Origin of the sequence: Aliivibrio fischeri, assembly GCF_009727955.1 — a bacterium.
Taxonomy (GTDB): domain Bacteria; phylum Pseudomonadota; class Gammaproteobacteria; order Enterobacterales; family Vibrionaceae; genus Aliivibrio; species Aliivibrio fischeri_A.
The window spans coordinates 77,900-98,148 of record NZ_WOBR01000008.1 but is presented as its reverse complement, the minus strand read 5'-3'; the positions used below and the strand labels follow the sequence as shown (position 1 = coordinate 98,148).

The following is a 20,249-nucleotide window of genomic DNA, read 5'->3' as shown; positions in this document are numbered from 1 at the left end:
GTATCTGAATGAAAATAAAAATGAAAACGTGGATAAAATCAGGCTCACCATGGATATGGCTTACTGCAGGATCAGTAAGTATCAGTATGATTTCGGTATTGGGTATCTTGCTGTTAATTGGTTGGAAAGGCCTCTCTTATTTTTGGCCAACGCCATTACAGCAATGGCAAACCGTTGATGGAAAGGTCATTGTTGGTCAGTTATATGATGTACAAAAAGTACATGATGCGAATGCGGATAAAAGAGAGCGACTCGTAATTAAGGTTGGAAACCGAGATATTAATGGTTTTGACTTCATTAATATCGATAAAGATAAAATTAGAACGGTAAGCAAGCCAGAAGATCTCGTGGTAGTAGATCGTGTTCAGCATGGTAAATATTTTGGCAAGATCATAGAGACATCAAATGGCCTTGAGTTAAATCGACAGCAGGTCGAAGCTTGGGTTCGTAGTGAAAAAGCAAAGATCGATTTACTTGAGCAAGAGCGATATAAACTTTATCGTTTGTTAGATGCTTTACCTAGTTCTACTCTTTCTAAAAGTGAAATCATAACGAAAGAAAAAGTACTTAATCACGAGGTAGATGCAACATCTAAGCAGTTGAGCCACAGTTATTTGATACTAGAAGATAGCCAAGGTTCACGCTATCAACTAAGCAGTGATAACGTATTGGATATTTGGTTTCCAAATGCGATGACGATGAAAGAAAAAGTGTATCATTGGCTTGAGTCTGTTTATGAGTTTGTATCAGAACCTCCGCGTGAAGCTAATTCTGAGGGGGGGGTGTTTCCTGCGATATTTGGTACTATTTTATTAGTGTTGTTAATGTCGGTTATCGTAATGCCTTTGGGGGTGATAGCTGCTATATACTTACATGAATATGCAAAACCAAATGTGTTAACTCGATTGATCCGTATCGCTGTAATTAACTTAGCAGGTGTGCCATCGATTGTTTATGGTGTATTTGGGTTAGGCTTTTTTGTTTATGTGGTAGGTGGAACACTTGATCAACTCTTTTATTCTAATGAGTTGCCAACCCCTACATTTGGGACGCCAGGTTTATTATGGTCAGCGTTAACATTAGCTATCTTAACTTTACCCGTTGTGATTGTTGCGACAGAAGAAGGTTTAAGTCGTATTCCTAATTCGGTTCGACATGGTTCATTAGCATTAGGTGCTACCCAGTTTGAAACTTTATGGAAGATCGTATTACCTATGGCAAGTCCAGCGATCATGACAGGATTAATTTTAGCGGTTGCTCGTGCTGCAGGTGAGGTAGCTCCTTTAATGTTAGTAGGGGTAGTGAAGTTAGCGCCATCGTTACCTGTTGATAGCGTTGCTCCTTACTTGCATTTAGACAGAAAATTCATGCACCTTGGTTATCATATTTATGATGTAGGTTTTCAAAGTCCTAACGTAGAAGCCGCTCGACCTATTGTATATGCAACGGCTTTTTTATTGGTCACGGTTATCATTGGATTAAACCTTGCTGCCATCGCTATTCGTAATAACTTACGAGAAAAATACCGAACTTTGGAGTTATAGTTATATGTATTCATTATCTCCTGATCTTTCTTTTTTATCGCCGATGGATGTTAATCATTTATCTGATGAAAATACCGCGATAGAAATTAATAATCTTTGTTTGAATTATGGCAAGACATCGGCGCTATCAAATATAGAAATGCGAATACCGAAGGGCCAAGTGACCGCTTTTATCGGTCCGTCTGGTTGTGGTAAATCAACGTTATTACGCTGTATTAACCGAATGAATGATTTGGTTGATAATTGCAAAATTAAAGGTTCGATTAAGTTATTTGGTGATGACATTTATCACCCTGATACGGATATTCCTTCATTGCGTCGTCGGGTTGGCATGGTGTTTCAACGCCCCAATCCGTTTCCTAAGTCAATTTATGAAAACGTAGTTTACGGTTTACGTTTACAAGGGATTAAAGAAGCGCGAGTATTAGATGAAGCGGTTGAAGAAGCTCTAAAAGCGGCGGCATTATGGGATGAAGTTAAGCATCGTTTACATGAAAATGCATTTGGCCTTTCTGGAGGTCAGCAACAACGTTTAGTTATTGCTCGAGCGATAGCCATTGAACCTGAAGTATTATTACTTGATGAACCAACATCGGCTTTGGATCCAATATCAACACTAACCATAGAAGAGCTTATTTACGAATTAAAAAGTAAATATACCGTCGTTATTGTTACACATAATATGCAACAAGCTGCGAGGGTAAGTGATTACACCGCTTTTATTAATCAAGGAAAGTTAGTGGAGTATGGTAATGCAAATACCATTTTCACTTCCCCTATACATAAACAAACAGAAGACTATATTACAGGCCGTTATGGGTAATAATCCTATGATAGGCCATTGATAAGATAAGGACATATCATGCATCTTGGTCGACATATTTCAGGCCAATTCAATTCAGAGCTTGAAGCTATTCGCACTCATGTTTTAACTATGGGTGGAATGGTGGAACAGCAGCTCACCTATGCATTAGAAGCTTTGCATAATCATGATGCAGAGCTAGCTAAACGCGTCATGCATGAAGACCATAAAGTCAATGCTATGGAAGTCGCTATTGATGAAGCGTGCACTCGTATCATTGCCAAACGTCAACCTACAGCAAGTGATTTGCGCTTAGTTATGGCGATTATAAAAACCATTACTGATTTAGAACGTATTGGTGACGTAGCCTCTCAAATAGCCAAAGTATCATTAGAAAACTTTACGAATAAGCAGCATTCGTTATTGGTATCTTTAGAGTCATTAGGGCGTCAATCTGTAAAAATGATGCATTCAGTTTTAGATGCTTATGCACGAATGGATGTAAAAGCAGCAACTGAAGCGTATAAATTTGATGATAAAATCGATGCAGAATATGAAGCGGTTGTACGTCAATTAATGACTTATATGATGGAAGACCCAAGTTCTATTCCTAGCGTGATGAAGGTAATGTGGGCCGCTCGAGCTATTGAACGAGTTGGAGATCGTTGCCAAAATATTTGTGAATACATTATTTATTTCGTAAAAGGAAAAGATGTACGGCATATTGGTGAACAAAATATAGATGATGTGATTAAGTGATGTGTTTCTGTAAGGTTATATTCGTAACCGATTGACTTAAAAATAATAATCACATACTAACTTTTTGAACTATGCTTTATTTATCACTTAATACGAGTATATTAGGAATTGTTACATTTATGGTGTAACTGATAATAAGCAAAATAATTGATTCAAAGAATCATAACTAAGTAATAAAGGAAATATTATGAAGAAGATTTTAGTTGGTACTTGCGCTGCTCTATCGATGGTTTCATCATTTGCGATGGCTGATAGCACGCCTGTGATGTTCTCATCTCTTAATGGCTTTAATGCTCCAGCAGCAAGTGAAGTAAAAGGTGTACGTCTAGCTGCACTGCATGGTAAGACTGGTGATGTTACTGGTGTTGATTTCGCAATCGGTATGTCTGAAAGTGATAACCTAACTGGTGTAAACTTCCCGCTATTTATCGGTGCTAACAAGGTTAACGGTAATATGACTGGTGCATCTTTTGGCCTGTTTAACTGGCACAAAGGTGATGACTTAGGGGCTAACCTAGGTTTTGTTAACCTTACAAATAATGTGAAAGGTGCAAACGTATCTGCTGTTAACTATTCAGAAGGTTACACAATGGTTGATGTAGGTGTTGCTAACCTTTCAAATGATTCTCATGTTCAAGTTGGTTTCTTTAACATGACTTCTGATATTAAAGGGGTTCAAGTAGGCCTTATTAACTGTGCTGAAAATGGTTTCCTACCTTGTTTCCCAATCGTAAACTTTGCGATGTAATTTGATTTGAAATCTAATTAAATAAAAATGGCGTTGTTTAAAAACAGCGCCATTTTTTTATCTAATACCAATCACAGTAAGTAAGTGATCAGAAATAGCGAAGGAAAAATGCTTGATAACAAGGCAGAATTTTTTGATAAGTAGTTATTCTACAATTAACAATTCTAACGTAGTTATCGAGCATTTTAATAAGTTAGAGCGATCAGTTATTTATTACGATTGGTATAATTAATCACGATGGTATTCATTAAAAAGTGAATGTCATACCAAGATTAAAGTTAGTTGCTAAGTCATAAGGAATATACGTATCACTCATTGGGAAGTAGTTAAGATCCACTCCTGCTCTTAATCCTAATTGGTCAGTAGCTTGAAATACATAAGAGGCGCCGATACTTGAACCTAATGTACTTTCTTTAGTCGTTTCGCCTTTACTTGTTTTCTTTCCATCGTAGTCAGCAATACCTAATTCAAGCTGTAGGCCATGTATTTTTGATGCTCCAAACATATGTTGAACACCAAAACGGTATGAGTCGATTGTTTCATCATAAGTTGAACTGCTGTAAACCGTACGACCATAACTAAGATAAGCCGCATCAAAACCTAAAGCATCAGTAACACCTGCTTGAATACCAAAGCCACCATAAGGGCCGATTTTAACTTCAGGAGATAAGTGAATATTATTAGCAAAAGTGTTTGCACTAAATAGAGTGGCGATAGCTAGAACTAGATGTGATTTTTTCATTTTGGATACTCTCATAATTGTGTTTAAAAAAAGCATCCGTGCTTGTTTATATAATGTGTTTTTGATGGGGGTATAGTAAGAAAATTGTTCATACTCCACTAATCACATGTCGTTATTTCAATGATAATCATTAGTTATTAATGGATTTTTAGATGGTAAAAAAAGCCCCTACATAAAAGTGATATGAAGGGGGAGAGTGACCAAAAGGTAATTGTGTCGAATATAGAGTTAATTAAAATCTTAGATTAAACCCAACTTCATAGCTGTTTTCTGTTCTTGTTCTATCACTTGGGCTGATTCGTGATTCACCAAAGGTGTATTTCACATAAGGCTCTACCCATTTAGGTTTTAAGGTAAGCGTAATATCTTGGCTGTTGTAATAGCTTTTTGAACCGGTTAATTCACGGTCATGAGCAAATGAATAGCTAAAGCTACTCCACTGATTAATCGTATAGCTAGCACCAAGTGTATTTTTCCATTCTCGATTTGTTTTTGTATTTAATAAATCCGAAAAAACAGATTCACGCCATTCATGAGAAGTGTTAGCAAAAATCATAATATCTCTGGTTAGTGCGGTACCTGTAAATAGGCCGACATTATAGATATCGATAAGGTCTGCTCTGCCATAACTAACGAAAGCTTCAGTATAAAACTGGCCAAGCATTAGTCCGTAGCCCGATCCAATTTCTAAATAACCCGTTGAGTCGATATCTGCGGTAAAGCTGATCTCTTCTGTTGCTTGAAGGTTGGCAGTAACGGTCCCTACCCATTCATCATTACTTTGAGACAGTTGAACGCTTAGATCGGGTTCATAATATTTTGCTGAAACCGATAAAGAGGTGAACAGAGGTAACAATAAGAATTGAAAGCGCATAATTAAGTACTCGTAGCAAAAATAAAAAAGGAGCCACTGTAGAGCGACTCCTTTGCTTTATTTATAAACTGTTAGCCAATCTTATGAGCGGGGAGCTCTGTCCTTGATAGCTTGTTTAATTTGTTGGCGTTGCTCTTGTGATAGAGACTTAGCTTTTTGACGGATTTGCTCTGCATTTAAATCTGAGCGAAGCTCAATGCGTTCAGCTATGACTTTCTTGGCCTTATCTGAGACATTAATATCAACAATTTTTCCGTCATTAATAATAAGACTTACCGCTTTATCATTAATACTGATCCATGTTGAGCCATCAGTCTTTTTTCCTGATTCGATGTCAGTAATCAGTTGATCATTTAGACTTGGTGGTAGTAACTTATCTGAATCAGGAGATACTCCCCATTCACCATCAATGGTTGATTTTTCCCAATCAATCACCCATTCACCACGATTGTCTTGTGAAATAACATAAACATCATCAGAACTCATGGCGCCTAATCGAACTTCAAATGATCCATGAGTGTCACCAGGTTCAATAATCAATACTGTTTTACCATCTTCGTTATATACATAAGCTTGTTGATGCTCTTTGCTAAATTCTACAGTGTAAGGTTTTGTTGGGTTATCCCAACCGCCATCAAATTCAGGTAGATCATTGTCTGGATTTACCCATCCCCATCCGTGATCTACATCGCCTCTGATGATGCTAATATTGTCGTTATTATCTCTGCCTATTTGCATGGTTTCACCTGTTGAGAAATCGGTAAATACAATTCGACCTTTTCCATCATATTCAGCACCACCAACCACAATACCATCAATTGTGACTAAATTGGTTGTAGTATCAATAACATAATCAATGCCATTAATTGTTACAGGTATAAATGGATTTGTGTGACCTTCATCACCATCCCATTTTGGTGGTAATTCTGGTGCAGGCTTAGTGACTTCCCAACCATGATCTCCATCCCATGAACCATCATCTTTAGGTGGAAGTTGTGGGTTTGGTTTTACTGTTTCAGAAATAATTAAACGACCATTTTCAACTTTAAGTGCGGCTTCTCCACCATTGTTACCATGAAAGATAAGCTCTGAACCTTCTTTTTGTATATGACCAATGGTCTCACCTTGAGTATTTTTTACTTCATCACCGTTGGTGACATAAGTTGTGCCGTTTAAACGAATAATGGTATTGCCATTGCTTCCTTTTAATAGGTTTGCTTGATAATTACCTTCGTCGCCAGTCACAATTGCAGCTTGAGCATTTTCACCTTCAAAGTATTGAACACCTGCAATACCATCTTGTGGATCAGGGGTCGTCGGTGAGTCATTTGATGAGCCTGAAGAGGAACAGCCTGCTAGGAACGATGCGGCAACTAAAGATGCAATTAATTTAAGTTTCATATTGGTTTCTCTCTTAATGTTATGGTTGGCGATATCGCCTAATTATTGAAAGCGTCTTTGCTTGTGTGTGGCGTTCCTAGCCGATGAGAGAAGTATATGAAATGTACAAAAAAGCCTCTAATCCCTTAAAAGAATAGAGGCTTTAACCTTAAGTTATTAATGACTCAAGTTAATTAGGGTAATAACTATTGGTTATCAATAAGCAATGATTGAAGAATGTTTTTTAACCATAGCATGGTGGGGTTATTGCGATTTTTATAGTGGTAATAAGCACAAACCTTCGGATTAATATCTTTATTATCAAAGAGTATTTGAATACTTCGTAGTTGCTTATTATTTTCAATATCTAAAAATTTAGAGGCTGGGAACATCATGTCTGAGTTATTAACCACATCGATTACAGCTGAAGGCAGTTCTGAACGAAAGCCGACATTGGCTTCCAATCCTTTAATTTTTAGGATCTTTTCTGCTAGAGATTGATGTGAGTTCCAATCAACAGCTATTACCGTTGCCAGTTCAAAATTAACCCCATCTTTAACTTCTATTTCAGTCTCTTTATATGGATGACATTGTCTTACATATGCTTTAAAGCTGTCTTGAGCGATAGGTTTTTGAATTAGCTCTTTTGGTGCATGACTAATTTCGTAATTAAGACCGAGTTGAACTTCATCATTGATGATATCGGTCATGGTAGATTTTGACCAATTTAGTAATTGTACTTGAACATTTGGTGCTTCAGTTCTAATTGCTTGAAATAGTCTATTTGCAATAGCGCTTAAAATAAAAGGAGATAAAGCAAGTTTAATGACGCCGTCCAACTCTTTGGGATTAAATTCGTTACTTTCATTTAGTGTAGAGGATAACTCATCAAGGATAGGCGAAATACTTTCAGCTAATTGATTGGCGTATTCGGTAGCTCGAAGTCCATGATGGGTTTTGACAAATAATTCATCATTAAAATGATCACGTAAGCGTTGCAAAGCTTTACTAATAGCAGGCTGAGAAACAAATAAACGTTCAGACGCTTTACGCATATTTCGTTCTTGGTGAAGAATGATGAAGGTTCTTAAGAGGTTTAAGTCTAAATTGGAAAATAAGTCTTTAGCCATAATATCAATCCATTGACGTTTTTTTTATTGAAACAAAGAAAGTGATAAGGGTAAAGAAAAAAAGCCTCTGGATGAGAGAACAGAGGCGAAGTTACCTAACGGTAAAGCGTCAAAGACGGAAAGTAGAGTTGCAATAAAACCTATTCTAAAAACTTCATCATTCCTTGATAAAGTAAATGTCGCAGTTACAGTAGTAATACGCCTGAGTATCACTCCCGTTGACTGGCCTAGATAATATAAATATTTATGAAAGGGAACCAATCACCTTTCATTATATAGGTCATAAGGGATTCTTATTTGATATTTGCTTCTAATAATAAATCGGTAATGAGTTGATTTATCCAATGATGAAGTGCATTTTTTTTGTGTCGTTGATGGAAATAACTATAAATAGGGTAGTTTAGAGGGACGTCATCAAGGCATAGATCTATTCGTCTTAAACTTGAATATTGGTAAATAGGGAAAAGTGAAGTGGAAGGGAAATACATATCTGTATGTTGAACTACATCGATCAATGCCATTGGAAGCTCTGAGCGAAATCCTATTTTATGCTCAATATCCATATTGGTTAGCACTTCACTTGCTAAACTTTTATTATCATTCCAACCAGGAATAATCAATGAAGCAAGTTCATAACCTTCGAAGTCATAAGGTGTTGCGATAATTTTATCTATTGGATGGTCTTTTCTAACGATTACACAACCTGTTATTGTGATTAGATTTTTTGAAAGTAATTCTTTTGGGATTTTGTCATATTCATAATTGATCGCAATGTCTAGCTTGCCTTTAGCAAGATCTTCGAAAGTGGATTCAGACCAATTCACAAGTTGTAGATCCACATTAGGTGCTTTTTCTTTAATTTCATGAAATAACGCACCAGATAAGCAAGTTAATACCTGAGGAGCTAAGGCTATTTTAAGTGTTCTATTTAAATTAGTAGGTTGGAATTCTTGGGATGCATTTAATACTGACGATAAACCATCTAAATAAGGTTGGATATTCTCAGCTAATTCTTCAGCAAAAGGGGTTGGTTTTAACCCATGGCGAACTTTAATGAATAACTCATCATTAAAATGATTTCGCAATTTTTGCAATGCCTGACTGATAGCAGGTTGAGAAACAAATAAGCGCTCAGAGGCTTTTCGCATATTTAATTCTTGGGAAAGAATTAAAAACGTTCTCAATAAGTTTAAATCTAATGTTGCAAACAGATCTTTTGCCATATTGAATTACTTCCTTTATAAAAAATTGAATTATTAAATAATTCTTCACGCTTCCTTCACGATCTCTTCTCTATAGTACCTACATTACGAATTAACACCAAGCTCAACATCATAACTATAGGATTGAATTACAATGAAAAAGTATTTATTTTTGCTAATGGCTGCTACTTCAACAGCAACAATTGCTGCTCCATACGTAGGTTTAGAATACGGTCTAACAAACATGAGCCATGATTATTCAACGACTTTTTCAAATGACAATGTGTCATTAACTCCAGATGACTCTAGTTCTGCTTTTGGTGGTTTTGTTGGCTACCGTTTTAATGAATTTGGTCTTGAGCTAGGTTACAAAAAATTTGAGAGTGATGATTCTCGTAGTCAAATGCTAGTGTCTGATAAACCTGGTTATACTAAAGAGCGTGAGTGGGATGCTGATTTAGATGCAACTCAATTTACCTTTAAACCTGTGTATTTTTATAACATCAATGAAAAAGTACAATTAAAAACAGGCTTAGGTTTGACTTATACTCAATATAAATTTGATTCATCTGCGAATACTGAATATGAAAATGACCTAACAGATCATGAATTTACACAAGATTATGTTGCTGGTGATTCAAAATCTGAAAGCGTATTCGGCGGTATTGCAAGCGTAGGTATTGAGTACATGGTTATCCCAAACCTAGCGCTAGGTGCATCAGCAAGCTACCAAGTAGATAGTGTTGCTAATTCTACATCGTTCATGTTGAGTTCAGCTTACTACTTTTAATATATCGTCATCGAATAGTTAAAGATTACAAATCTAAGTTAATTGGACATAATAAAATGAAAAAAATCGTATTAGTTAGTGCATTAGTTTTCGCTTCTTCAAGTGTTTTTGCTGCTCAGAACGCACCAGTTAAAGGTGGTTTTACTGGCCCTAGTTCAGTTTCTGTTAGTACGGTTCGAGCTGCACTTGATTCTGATGATGATGCAGCGGTTGTATTAACTGGCTACATTACGTCTTCTTTAGGCAATGAAGAATACCAATTTAAAGATGCGACGGGTGAAGTTAGAATCGAAATTGATAATAAAGATTGGAATGGTATTGAAGCTACACCAGAAACAAAATTGGTAATTCATGGTGAAGTAGATAAAGAGTGGACTGAGACAACAATCGACGTAAATACAGTTCAATTAGCTAAATAATTACTCGTCATTTTACTTATAAAAGCCAGAGTTTTGATACTCTGGCTTTTTTGTTTTTATTTTATGCGTTGCTTAACAGCATCAATTTTTTTAGCGTCTGTCACTGGGACAATGAAATCATCCAAATCACCGGCACCCATTTTTACGCCATCTAAAACCAGTTTCATTTTACTTGGTCGTGTGGATTTACCTGATAAATGAATCTCTTTCACACCTGTTTTTTCTATTATTTCTTTTGCATTTTCCGCACTAACACCTGCACCAGCTAATATATCAAAACGTCCATTAGCCAGTTTAACCATATCAGCTAATACATTTATCCCATCATAGGCATTCGCTGCTAACCCTGAGGTTAGAATGCGTTCACAGCCAAGCTCTGCAATATTTTCGATGGCTTTTTTATAGTTAGAACATTGGTCTATGGCTCGATGAAAAGTCACGCCTAAATCATTGTCGTTGGCTATTTTCATTAAGCGAGCAGAAAGTGGCATATCAATATCGCCATTGGCTTTTAATACGCCAAATACTACGCCTTGTAAGCCTGCTAATTTAGCAGCTTGAATATCGGAGATCATGGCTGCTATGTCATCGTTATCATATAAGAAATCACCTTGGCGAGGTCTTATCATTGCATAGACAGGAATCGGTGAGATCTCTGCTGCTTTTTTCATAAAGCCAAAGCTTGGAGTTAAACCACCAAGAGCCAAAGAAGAGCAGAGTTCAATGCGGTCAGCACCACCTGTTATTGCGTTATGTAGAGATTCTAGATTGTCGATGCAGACTTCAATTTGGATAGACATGAGTATAAAAAAATAAAGGAAGATACCCGTAGTGTAAGGGATAAATTAAGAAAGTAGTGTGAAGAGGGCGTCAGAATTGAATCTATATTAGAGTTAATAAGGGGGAAATGTGTAATTTTGCTGAAAATAAAGAAAAAGCCCTAAAGATAACTTTAGGGCTTTTAGTATTAGGCAAACTTTCTGATTTTTGGCTGTCGCATTTATATGCTTTTAATATTCTAGCCACATGCACCGTTGAGCATTAGGTGCATCGAGCTCTTTGTGGTAAGAGCTCTAATAGAATTACTTGCTTAGGTCGTCAGCGTGTTCAGATAGGAACGATGCAACACCTTTTGGAGATGCGTCCATACCTGCTTTACCTTCTTCCCATTGTGCTGGACAAACTTCACCGTTCTTCTCGTGGAAGTTTAGTGCGTCTACCATGCGTAGCATTTCGTCAATGTTACGGCCTAGTGGAAGGTCGTTAACTACTTGGTGACGAACAAGACCGTCAGCATCGATTAGGAAAGAACCACGGAAAGCAACACCAGCTTCTGGGTGCTCAACGTCGTATGCTTTACAGATTTCATGCTTAACGTCAGCAACTAGAGGGTACTTAACTTGACCGATACCGCCATCTTCGATAGCAGTGTTACGCCATGCGTTGTGAGAGAATTGAGAATCGATAGATACACCGATTACTTCAACGCCTTTCGCTTGGAAGTCTTCTAGACGGTTGTCAAAAGCGATTAGCTCTGATGGACAAACGAAAGTGAAGTCTAGTGGGTAGAAGAATACTACCGCTTTCTTACCTTTAGTGAATTCTGCGAAGTTGAAGTTATCAACGATTTCACCGTTACCTAGAACAGCTGCAGCAGTAAAGTCTGGTGCTTGACGACCTACTAGTACCATTTTTGAATCTCCTAAAAAGTTAGATATCCAAACTTCTTGTTTGGCTTTGTTTTTTCATAACAAATGTTTCGACGGGACAAACTATAGTACAAAAGGTATGATTGAAAAAAGCGAATTAAATAGATTGATGTAATCGAGAAAAGCGATGAATAAATGGCCCTCATTAAAACAGCTACACTACTTCATTACTCTGCACGAAACGCGTCATTTTGGTGAAGCTGCAGAAAAATGTTTTGTTAGCCAATCAACCCTAAGTAAAGGGATACAAAACCTTGAAGAGTTGATCGGTTGTACATTATATGAAAGAGATAAAAAAACACTTGTTTTTACCCCTGTAGGTGAAAGAGTCGTAGAGCAAGGACGAGAATTGTTGGCAAAAGGCCAAGACTTGATTGAGTTAGGCTCTTTATGTCAAGGTGATTCAATGCAAGGTCAATTGCGTGTTGGCTGCATACCTACAATTGCGCCTTTTTTATTATGTGATTTAGTGCAAGAGGTGAATGAAAAATACCCTCAACTCACTCTATTACTAAGAGAAGATACGACGACGAATCTATTAGCGGCATTAAGACAAGGGCAATTAGATGTATTGATTCTTGCTCTTCCTGTTGATATTGCAGGAATGGAAAGTCTGGTTGTTGGTCAAGACCCATTTAAAATGGTAATTAGTAAAGACCAAGTGAGTTCTATTTCTACGCCTATTCGCTATGATGATTTGCCTGATGAGTTTGTGTTCTTACTAGAGAAAGAGCACTGTTTAACAGAACACGCTGTTTCAGCGTGTAAGTTAACGAAGCGAGAAAAAATTAATCCATTCACAGCGACAAGCTTGCATACATTAGTACAGATGGTTGCCAATGGATTAGGTACTACTTTTATTCCTCAAATGGCGATTAAACATGGGTTACTCGATAATCAAAATTTAGTTGTGGTTGAGCCGCCTGGCCAAGAAGCATCACGTGATATTGGCTTAGTATGGCGTCCAAGTTCATCTCGTTTACAAGCATTTCATCAGTTAGCTGATATTGTCGAAGATATTTTATAGTGAATCTCTTTATATAAGGCGATTATTTATTTTTATAAATAGTCGTCTTTCTACTTTTGAATAATGAGCAAAAATCGTGATCGTATTCTCAGTTCTTTTAATTTAAGTATTTTCCCTTTACCTCTTTTTGTTTTACCTCTTCTTGTTGCCTGTCATCACTTCTGGCTTATTCATCTAATTACTTGCGCTGCCTTTCATTCAATTCATTTCTATCCTGCTGTTTTACTTGTGAAATTAAAACTGTGAATTTTACATGTTAAATTTTACAACTTTATTTTTTGTAATTTAATTACGTTATTTTTAGATCTTGTAAGTATTTTCATGTGTCTAAATTGTAAAAATAAAACTTTGACAAATATATCTATAGAGCATTTACTCATAATTCAATTTGCTGATTTTTATTGATGTTTTATCGGTTTTTCGAGTCTTTATTAGCCTTTAGTCGGGGTTGTAATTCACTTGGACTTTCGAGAATGTAATAAGTGTAAGCAGCAAAAATGAATCATAGGATGAAACATGAATACTAAATCGTAGTGTTTTAGTTACAAATGTAATTTTGCCGGAGGCGCAAACCATGACCGATACCATGACAATTAAAGAGCAACAGATAATCGTTACTGAACCTAACTTGCCCCAAGTTGAAGAAGTGTTAACTGCTGGAGCAGTTCGATTTCTAACTCATGTTGTCGAAAAATTTGCACACCGAGTTCCTGAGTTATTAGAAACTCGCCAGCTACGTCAGAAAAAGATAGATGCTGGGCAGTTACCTAATTTCTTAAGTGAAACACGTTCTATCCGAGAGTCTGAATGGAGTATTCAAGGTATTCCAACAGATTTACAAGATAGACGAGTTGAAATTACCGGCCCAACAGATAGAAAAATGGTGATTAATGCACTGAATGCAAATGTAAAAGTATTCATGGCAGATTTTGAAGATTCATTAGCTCCGTCATGGGAGGCGGTACTTAATGGACAGATTAATCTTAGAGATGCAATGGATGGCACGATCCAATACACCAACCCTCAAACTCAAAAGGTGTATCAATTAAAGCAAGATCCGGCGGTATTGATTTGTCGAGTTCGTGGTTTACACCTTCCTGAAAAACACGTGCTTTTTAATGGTGTTGCAATACCTGGGGCTTTGTTTGATTTTGCACTTTATTTTTATCACAACTATCAAACGTCATTAAAAAAAGGCAGTGGTCCTTATTTTTATTTACCTAAATTACAGGCATATCAAGAAGCGGCGTGGTGGAGTGATGTATTCAGTTTTGCTGAGCGTGAATTCGGATTAAAACAGGGAACAATTAAAGCCACTGTTCTAATTGAAACACTACCTGCTGTATTTGAGATGGATGAAATCCTATATAGCTTAAAAGAGCATATCGTGGGGCTGAATTGTGGGCGTTGGGATTATATTTTCAGTTACATCAAAACATTAAAAAATCATCCAGATCGCGTACTACCGGATCGCCAAGTGGTGACCATGGAAAAACCGTTTCTTAATGCATATTCACGACTATTAATTCGAACGTGCCACCGAAGAGGAGCGTTTGCGATGGGAGGAATGGCCGCCTTTATTCCATCAAAAGATCCTGAAAAAAATGATTGGGTACTAAATAAAATTCAAACCGATAAATCATTAGAAGCCAATAATGGACACGATGGTACTTGGGTCGCTCATCCCGGTTTAGCTGATACGGCAAGATCAGAGTTTGATTCAGTATTAGGTGAACGAATGAATCAACTTGATATTACACGAGATACTGATGCACCAATTACGGCAGAGGAATTACTTGCACCATGTGAAGGTGAAAGAACAGAGGAAGGAATGCGTCATAACATTCGAGTTGCAGTGCAATACATTGAAGCTTGGATATCAGGAAATGGCTGCGTGCCTATTTACGGATTAATGGAAGATGCGGCTACCGCAGAAATATCACGAACGTCTATTTGGCAATGGATACAACATGGAAAAACACTAGATAGTGGTGCAGTTGTTACAGCTGAACTATTTAGAACCATGTTATTGGAAGAGATGAAAGTAATAGAGAAAGAGTTGGGAACGGAGCGTTTTGATTCTGGCCAATTCACTCAAGCTGCAAAGCTGATGGAGCAACTGACCACCAGTGATCAACTTACGGACTTTTTAACACTACCTGGCTACCAATACCTATAAGAGAGGGAACGATTATGACGACATTTAAACCACAAACTCGCCAACAGCAAATTGATGCACTGGAAAAAGATTGGGCTGAAAACCCGCGTTGGGATGGGGTAACTCGTCCTTATACGGCTGAAGAAGTGATTAACCTTCGTGGCTCTTTTGCTCCGGAAAATACCATCGCACAAAAAGGAGCTGACAGATTGTGGGACCTAGTCAATGGTTCTTCTAAAAAAGGGTATGTGAATTGTCTTGGCGCACTCACAGGTGGGCAGGCGGTACAACAAGCAAAAGCTGGGATTGAGGCCATTTATCTATCAGGTTGGCAAGTTGCGGCGGATAATAATACCGCATCAACCATGTACCCAGACCAATCTTTGTATCCGGTAGATTCAGTGCCATCGGTAGTGAAACGAATTAATAATGCATTTCGCCGAGCGGATCAAATTCAATGGTCTACAGGTGGAAACCCAGAGGAGGGTATTGATTACTTTTTGCCTATTGTAGCGGATGCAGAAGCCGGGTTTGGCGGCGTGCTTAATGGCTATGAATTGATGCGTAATATGATTGAAGCCGGTGCTGCAGGCGTTCACTTTGAAGATCAATTAGCGTCAGTAAAAAAATGCGGTCATATGGGAGGTAAGGTGTTAGTACCAACGCAAGAAGCGGTGCAAAAACTGGTAGCAGCTCGTCTTGCTGCGGATGTAGCAGGTACGCGAACACTCGTTATTGCACGAACCGATGCTAATGCGGCTGATTTGTTGACATCAGATTGTGATCCATACGATCAAGAGTTTATTGAAGGTGAACGTACTCCGGAAGGTTTTTATAAAGTAACAGCAGGGATTGATCAAGCGATATCGAGAGGGCTGGCTTACTCTCCTTATGCAGATCTTGTGTGGTGTGAAACGGCGACACCTTGTTTAGAAGAGGCACGTAAATTTGCAGAAGCAATTCATGCAAAATATCCAAATCAGCTATTAGCTTATAACTGCTCTCCATCATTTAATTGGGAGAAGAATCTGGATTCAGAAACGATTGCGAAATTTCAACAAGAGTTGGCGGATATGGGATATAAATATCAATTCATCACGCTCGCAGGTATTCATAATATGTGGTTTAACATGTTTGAATTGGCTCACTCTTATGCTCAAGGTGAAGGTATGCGTCACTATGTTGAAATGGTTCAGCGTAAAGAATTTGAAGCAGCAGAGAAGGGCTATACTTTTGTAGCGCACCAGCAAGAAGTTGGTACAGGGTATTTCGATAAAATGACCAATACCATTCAAGGTGGTCAGTCATCAGTAACCGCACTCACAGGGTCGACAGAAGAAGAGCAATTTAAAACCAGTGCATAGGAACTAAGTAATCAATAATTAAAATAAATAGCACTAACTGGATTTGAAGGGAGAATGGAATCTCCCTTTCTTTTTGGGTGCTATTCGTCAAGCTCTAATGGATCGACTTCTTCTTGTAATTCTAATAAATTGATAGCGATAGAAACAAAATCAGAATCAGTAATAATTCCCACCAACTTGCCACGTTCCACAACAGGTAGGCAACCAACTTTGTGTTTTTGCATAAATAGCGCCGCTTCTTTTAATCCGCCATATGGAGCAATGCTCATGACGTTTTCATGCATGATGCTATTTAATGGAATATCGAGTGTTGATACTTCTTCAAAAGTGGGTTTTTCTAAGCATGACGATTGAGCTGAAAGTAAGTCTCGTTGAGTAACAAGTCCAATTAAAGCGCCGTCAGTATCGACGATAGGAATGTGTCTAATACAGTGCTCGTCCATTAACGCTTTGGCATCTTCTAAAGAGTGTGAACGAAGCAGGGTATGAGGATGTGTCGTCATCATGTCTTTTACGGTAAACATAGTATGCTCCTGCTATTTTTTTGTCCTTATCTAAATATAGAATGCTAAAGAATAAAAAAGTGCGAGCTAGCTAGATTTTTTACGACATAAAGAGACTGATGCGACTTTCTCTGTTTGAGGTCAATTTTGATATATTTTTTGAAAAAGTGAGAGGTATATAGCTTCATCCCTTGCTATTGCTCTGGGCGTGAATATACTACTCTGTCTGCCATTTTTGATGAAGAAGTAAACCATGCAAGTATCCGATTTCCATTTTGAATTACCTGATGAACTTATTGCACGTTACCCTCAACCTGAGCGTACAGCAAGCCGACTATTACAATTAAATGGTAATAGTGGAGAACTCAATGATGGGCAGTTTACTGATATTCTTGATTTAGTTCAGGCTGGTGACTTATTGGTATTCAACAATACGCGTGTAATCCCTGCTCGTATGTTTGGAATGAAAGCCTCTGGTGGTAAATTAGAAGTGTTGGTTGAACGTGTATTGGATGAACATTCAGTGTTAGCTCATGTTCGTTGTTCTAAATCTCCAAAACCAGGCACAATGCTTTTATTGGGTGAAAACCAAGAGCATGAAGCTGAAATGGTTGCTCGTCATGATACTTTGTTTGAGATCCGTTTTACTTCAGATAAAAAAGTTTTAGATATTTTGGATGAAATTGGCCACATGCCGCTTCCTCCTTATATTGATCGTCCTGATGAAGATGCGGATAAAGAGCGTTATCAGACGGTTTATAATAAAAAACCGGGTGCAGTTGCTGCTCCAACCGCAGGTTTACACTTTGATACAGAGATTTTAGAGAAAATGAAGGCAAAAGGGGTAGAATTCGCCTACGTTACCCTTCATGTTGGTGCTGGTACATTCCAACCTGTTCGTGTTGATAATATTTTAGAGCACCACATGCACTCTGAATATGCAGAAGTTTCTCAAGAAGTAATTGATGCGATTAATGCAACAAAAGCACGTGGTGGCCGAGTAGTTTCTGTTGGTACTACGTCTGTGCGTTCTTTAGAAAGTGCTGCGCAGCATGCATTAAAACAAGGTACAGAGTTAGCGCCATTTTTTGATGATACTGAAATCTTTATCTACCCTGGTTATGAATTTCAAGTGGTTGACGCTTTGGTGACAAACTTCCACTTACCTGAGTCTACACTTATCATGTTAGTGAGTGCATTTGCAGGTTATGACAATACAATGAAAGCTTATGAGCAAGCGGTAAATAATAAATATCGTTTCTTTAGCTACGGTGATGCAATGTTCATCACAAAGAAAACAGCATAGTAATGTCTATTTCAGTAATGTTCGGTTTATTATTACTGGTTAAATAACATATTCATTTCACTCACGGAGCCAGTGAAATATTTAGGAAAACAGGACGTTTTCGACCATGTTAACTGCTTTAACTGTTTTCATGGAGGTGCTGCATTAATCCATTATTAATGTAGCAAATTAAACAAGTCGTCAGATTGTTTCTCTGGCTTATTGGAGGTTTCGTGAAATACGAACTGATCAAAAAACAAGGTCGCGCACGTCGTGGTCAACTTCAATTTGACCGTGGTACGGTTGAAACTCCTGCGTTCATGCCTGTAGGTACTTACGGTACAGTGAAAGGTATGACTCCTGAAGAAGTAAAAGGTACTGGTGCTGAAATACTACTAGGTAACACGTTCCATTTATGGTTACGTCCTGGTCAAGAAATCATGAAATTACACGGTGATTTACATGACTTCATGAACTGGAAAGGCCCAATCTTAACGGATTCAGGTGGTTTCCAAGTATTTAGCCTTGGTAAAACACGTAAGATCACTGAAGAGGGTGTTCATTTCCGTAGCCCTGTAAACGGTGACAAGATCTTTATGGATGCTGAGAAATCAATGCAAATCCAATACGATCTTGGTTCTGATGTGGTGATGATTTTTGATGAATGTACTCCATACCCTGCAACTCACGATGAAGCACGTATCTCAATGGAACGTTCAATTCGTTGGGCTGAGCGTAGCCGTAACGAGTTTGATCGCCAAGAAAACCCGAATGCATTGTTTGGTATTGTTCAAGGCGGCGTGTACGAAGATTTACGTGATGTTTCTGTTGAAGCATTAACTAAGATTGGTTTTGATGGTTATGCTGTAGGTGGCCTAGCTGTTGGTGAACCAAAAGAAGACATGCACCGCATTTTAGAGCATACATGTCCACAATTACCAGAAGATAAGCCACGATACCTAATGGGTGTTGGTAAACCAGAAGATTTGGTTGAAGGCGTTCGTCGTGGTATTGATATGTTTGATTGTGTTATGCCAACGCGTAACGCTCGTAACGGTCACTTATTTGTGACTGGCGGTGTGATCAAGATCCGTAATGCGAAACATAAAACAGATACAACACCACTAGATCCTGAGTGTGATTGTTATACTTGTCAAAACTACAGCAAGTCTTACCTACATCACTTAGACCGTTGTAATGAAATTTTAGGTGCTCGTTTAAATACGATTCATAACTTACGTTACTACCAACGTATTATGGCGAGCATTCGTAAGGCGTTGGAAGAAGATCGTTTTGAACAATTCGTAGAAGAATTCTACGCACGTCGCGATCGTGAAGTTCCACCATTAAAAGACCTTTAAAAACAGAGTAATCACCCATATATCTAATGGGATATGTGTATGGTCACATTTTAGAAACTGGAAATTAGAAACTTAGATACGAGGACGTTATTAAATGAGTTTTTTCATCTCTCAAGCTCACGCAGCTGGTGAAGCAGCGCCACAAGGCGGTGGTATGCAAATGTTTATCATGCTTGGTATGTTTGCTGTTATCTTCTACTTTATGATTTATCGCCCACAAGCGAAACGTCAAAAAGAACACAAAAACCTAATGGCTTCTATGGGCAAAGGTGATGAAGTTCTTACAGCAGGTGGTTTAGTGGGTAAAATCACTAAGGTATCTGAAGAAAATGATTACATCGTAATTGAGCTTAACGCAAACAACGAAGTAACAATTAAGAAAGATTTTGTTTCAGCTGTTCTGCCAAAGGGCACTCTGAAATCACTATAAAAACTGTACCCTCTAACTTCGG

The 20,249-nt window shown here is 37.9% G+C and carries 20 protein-coding genes; 12 read left to right on the top strand and 8 right to left on the bottom strand.

The annotated features are described in order from the left end of the window. Nucleotides 1-8 precede the first annotated feature (8 nt). The 4 genes from pstA to GNP81_RS12245 all read left to right on the top strand — a co-directional run bounded on the left by pstA (nucleotide 9) and on the right by GNP81_RS12245 (nucleotide 3,853). Entirely contained in the window at nucleotides 9-1,544 is a 1,536-nt protein-coding gene (gene pstA / locus GNP81_RS12260) for a phosphate ABC transporter permease PstA (RefSeq protein ID WP_155673348.1), read from the top strand. A 4-nt stretch (nucleotides 1,545-1,548) separates the two neighbouring features. Then, the gene (pstB, locus tag GNP81_RS12255) at nucleotides 1,549-2,367 is read left to right on the top strand and encodes a phosphate ABC transporter ATP-binding protein PstB (protein ID WP_005420610.1); all 819 of its coding nucleotides are present in this window, start codon (nucleotides 1,549-1,551) and stop codon (nucleotides 2,365-2,367) included. Between the two features lie 39 nt (nucleotides 2,368-2,406). Then, nucleotides 2,407-3,105, top strand: coding sequence for a phosphate signaling complex protein PhoU (gene phoU, locus GNP81_RS12250; RefSeq protein ID WP_011262448.1), 699 nt, complete (start codon nucleotides 2,407-2,409; stop codon nucleotides 3,103-3,105). Nucleotides 3,106-3,292: 187 nt separating this feature from the next. Beyond that, nucleotides 3,293-3,853: a VC2662 family protein gene (locus tag GNP81_RS12245; protein ID WP_005420608.1), complete on the top strand. Its 561-nt coding sequence runs from the start codon at nucleotides 3,293-3,295 to the stop codon at nucleotides 3,851-3,853. A 247-nt stretch (nucleotides 3,854-4,100) separates the two neighbouring features. Here GNP81_RS12245 and GNP81_RS12240 read toward each other — a convergent pair whose 3' ends face one another. The 5 genes from GNP81_RS12240 to GNP81_RS12220 form a co-directional block, all read right to left on the bottom strand. Further along, the gene (locus tag GNP81_RS12240) at nucleotides 4,101-4,595 is read right to left on the bottom strand and encodes a hypothetical protein (RefSeq protein WP_196587320.1); all 495 of its coding nucleotides are present in this window, start codon (nucleotides 4,593-4,595) and stop codon (nucleotides 4,101-4,103) included. 232 nt (nucleotides 4,596-4,827) lie between these two features. Next, nucleotides 4,828-5,469, bottom strand: coding sequence for a hypothetical protein (locus GNP81_RS12235; RefSeq protein ID WP_155673346.1), 642 nt, complete (start codon nucleotides 5,467-5,469; stop codon nucleotides 4,828-4,830). A gap of 81 nt (nucleotides 5,470-5,550) precedes the next feature. Further along, nucleotides 5,551-6,870: a hypothetical protein gene (locus GNP81_RS12230; protein WP_155673345.1), complete on the bottom strand. Its 1,320-nt coding sequence runs from the start codon at nucleotides 6,868-6,870 to the stop codon at nucleotides 5,551-5,553. A gap of 185 nt (nucleotides 6,871-7,055) precedes the next feature. After that, the gene (locus GNP81_RS12225; RefSeq protein WP_155669814.1) at nucleotides 7,056-7,979 is read right to left on the bottom strand and encodes a LysR family transcriptional regulator; all 924 of its coding nucleotides are present in this window, start codon (nucleotides 7,977-7,979) and stop codon (nucleotides 7,056-7,058) included. 293 nt (nucleotides 7,980-8,272) lie between these two features. Next, nucleotides 8,273-9,202: a LysR family transcriptional regulator gene (locus tag GNP81_RS12220; protein ID WP_155673344.1), complete on the bottom strand. Its 930-nt coding sequence runs from the start codon at nucleotides 9,200-9,202 to the stop codon at nucleotides 8,273-8,275. A 133-nt stretch (nucleotides 9,203-9,335) separates the two neighbouring features. Between GNP81_RS12220 and GNP81_RS12215 the strand changes: the two genes are divergently transcribed. Continuing rightward, nucleotides 9,336-9,971 (top strand): AcfA family outer membrane beta-barrel protein, encoded by a 636-nt coding sequence (locus GNP81_RS12215; protein ID WP_155673343.1) that lies wholly within the window; start codon nucleotides 9,336-9,338, stop codon nucleotides 9,969-9,971. Between the two features lie 56 nt (nucleotides 9,972-10,027). Then, nucleotides 10,028-10,390, top strand: a complete 363-nt coding sequence (locus GNP81_RS12210; RefSeq protein WP_011262443.1) for a YgiW/YdeI family stress tolerance OB fold protein — start codon at nucleotides 10,028-10,030, stop codon at nucleotides 10,388-10,390. A gap of 56 nt (nucleotides 10,391-10,446) precedes the next feature. Here GNP81_RS12210 and GNP81_RS12205 read toward each other — a convergent pair whose 3' ends face one another. Continuing rightward, a complete protein-coding gene (locus GNP81_RS12205; protein WP_155669808.1) occupies nucleotides 10,447-11,190 on the bottom strand; it encodes a copper homeostasis protein CutC in 744 nt (247 codons plus the stop codon). Nucleotides 11,191-11,472: 282 nt separating this feature from the next. Further along, on the bottom strand, nucleotides 11,473-12,081 hold the full coding sequence (locus GNP81_RS12200; protein ID WP_005420579.1) for a peroxiredoxin C: 609 nt from the start codon (nucleotides 12,079-12,081) through the stop codon (nucleotides 11,473-11,475). A 145-nt stretch (nucleotides 12,082-12,226) separates the two neighbouring features. Between GNP81_RS12200 and GNP81_RS12195 the strand changes: the two genes are divergently transcribed. The 3 genes from GNP81_RS12195 (at nucleotide 12,227) to aceA (ending at nucleotide 16,648) form a co-directional block, all read left to right on the top strand. Beyond that, complete coding sequence (locus GNP81_RS12195) at nucleotides 12,227-13,126, top strand: hydrogen peroxide-inducible genes activator (RefSeq protein ID WP_155653033.1); 900 nt, start codon at nucleotides 12,227-12,229, stop codon at nucleotides 13,124-13,126. Between the two features lie 574 nt (nucleotides 13,127-13,700). Next, nucleotides 13,701-15,305 carry a malate synthase A gene (aceB, locus tag GNP81_RS12190; protein WP_155673342.1) on the top strand — a complete coding sequence of 535 codons (1,605 nt, stop codon included), beginning with the start codon at nucleotides 13,701-13,703 and terminating at the stop codon, nucleotides 15,303-15,305. A 14-nt stretch (nucleotides 15,306-15,319) separates the two neighbouring features. Further along, complete coding sequence (aceA, locus tag GNP81_RS12185; RefSeq protein WP_155669804.1) at nucleotides 15,320-16,648, top strand: isocitrate lyase; 1,329 nt, start codon at nucleotides 15,320-15,322, stop codon at nucleotides 16,646-16,648. 80 nt (nucleotides 16,649-16,728) lie between these two features. Here aceA and GNP81_RS12180 read toward each other — a convergent pair whose 3' ends face one another. Next, nucleotides 16,729-17,172, bottom strand: a complete 444-nt coding sequence (locus GNP81_RS12180; protein WP_005420573.1) for a CBS domain-containing protein — start codon at nucleotides 17,170-17,172, stop codon at nucleotides 16,729-16,731. Between the two features lie 232 nt (nucleotides 17,173-17,404). Here GNP81_RS12180 and queA point away from each other — a divergent pair, with 232 nt between their 5' ends. The 3 genes from queA to yajC all read left to right on the top strand — a co-directional run bounded on the left by queA (nucleotide 17,405) and on the right by yajC (nucleotide 20,227). Next, nucleotides 17,405-18,457 (top strand): tRNA preQ1(34) S-adenosylmethionine ribosyltransferase-isomerase QueA, encoded by a 1,053-nt coding sequence (queA, locus tag GNP81_RS12175; protein ID WP_012534037.1) that lies wholly within the window; start codon nucleotides 17,405-17,407, stop codon nucleotides 18,455-18,457. Between the two features lie 212 nt (nucleotides 18,458-18,669). After that, a complete protein-coding gene (gene tgt, locus GNP81_RS12170) occupies nucleotides 18,670-19,797 on the top strand; it encodes a tRNA guanosine(34) transglycosylase Tgt (RefSeq protein ID WP_005420569.1) in 1,128 nt (375 codons plus the stop codon). Between the two features lie 94 nt (nucleotides 19,798-19,891). After that, entirely contained in the window at nucleotides 19,892-20,227 is a 336-nt protein-coding gene (gene yajC, locus GNP81_RS12165) for a preprotein translocase subunit YajC (protein ID WP_005420568.1), read from the top strand. Nucleotides 20,228-20,249 lie beyond the last annotated feature (22 nt).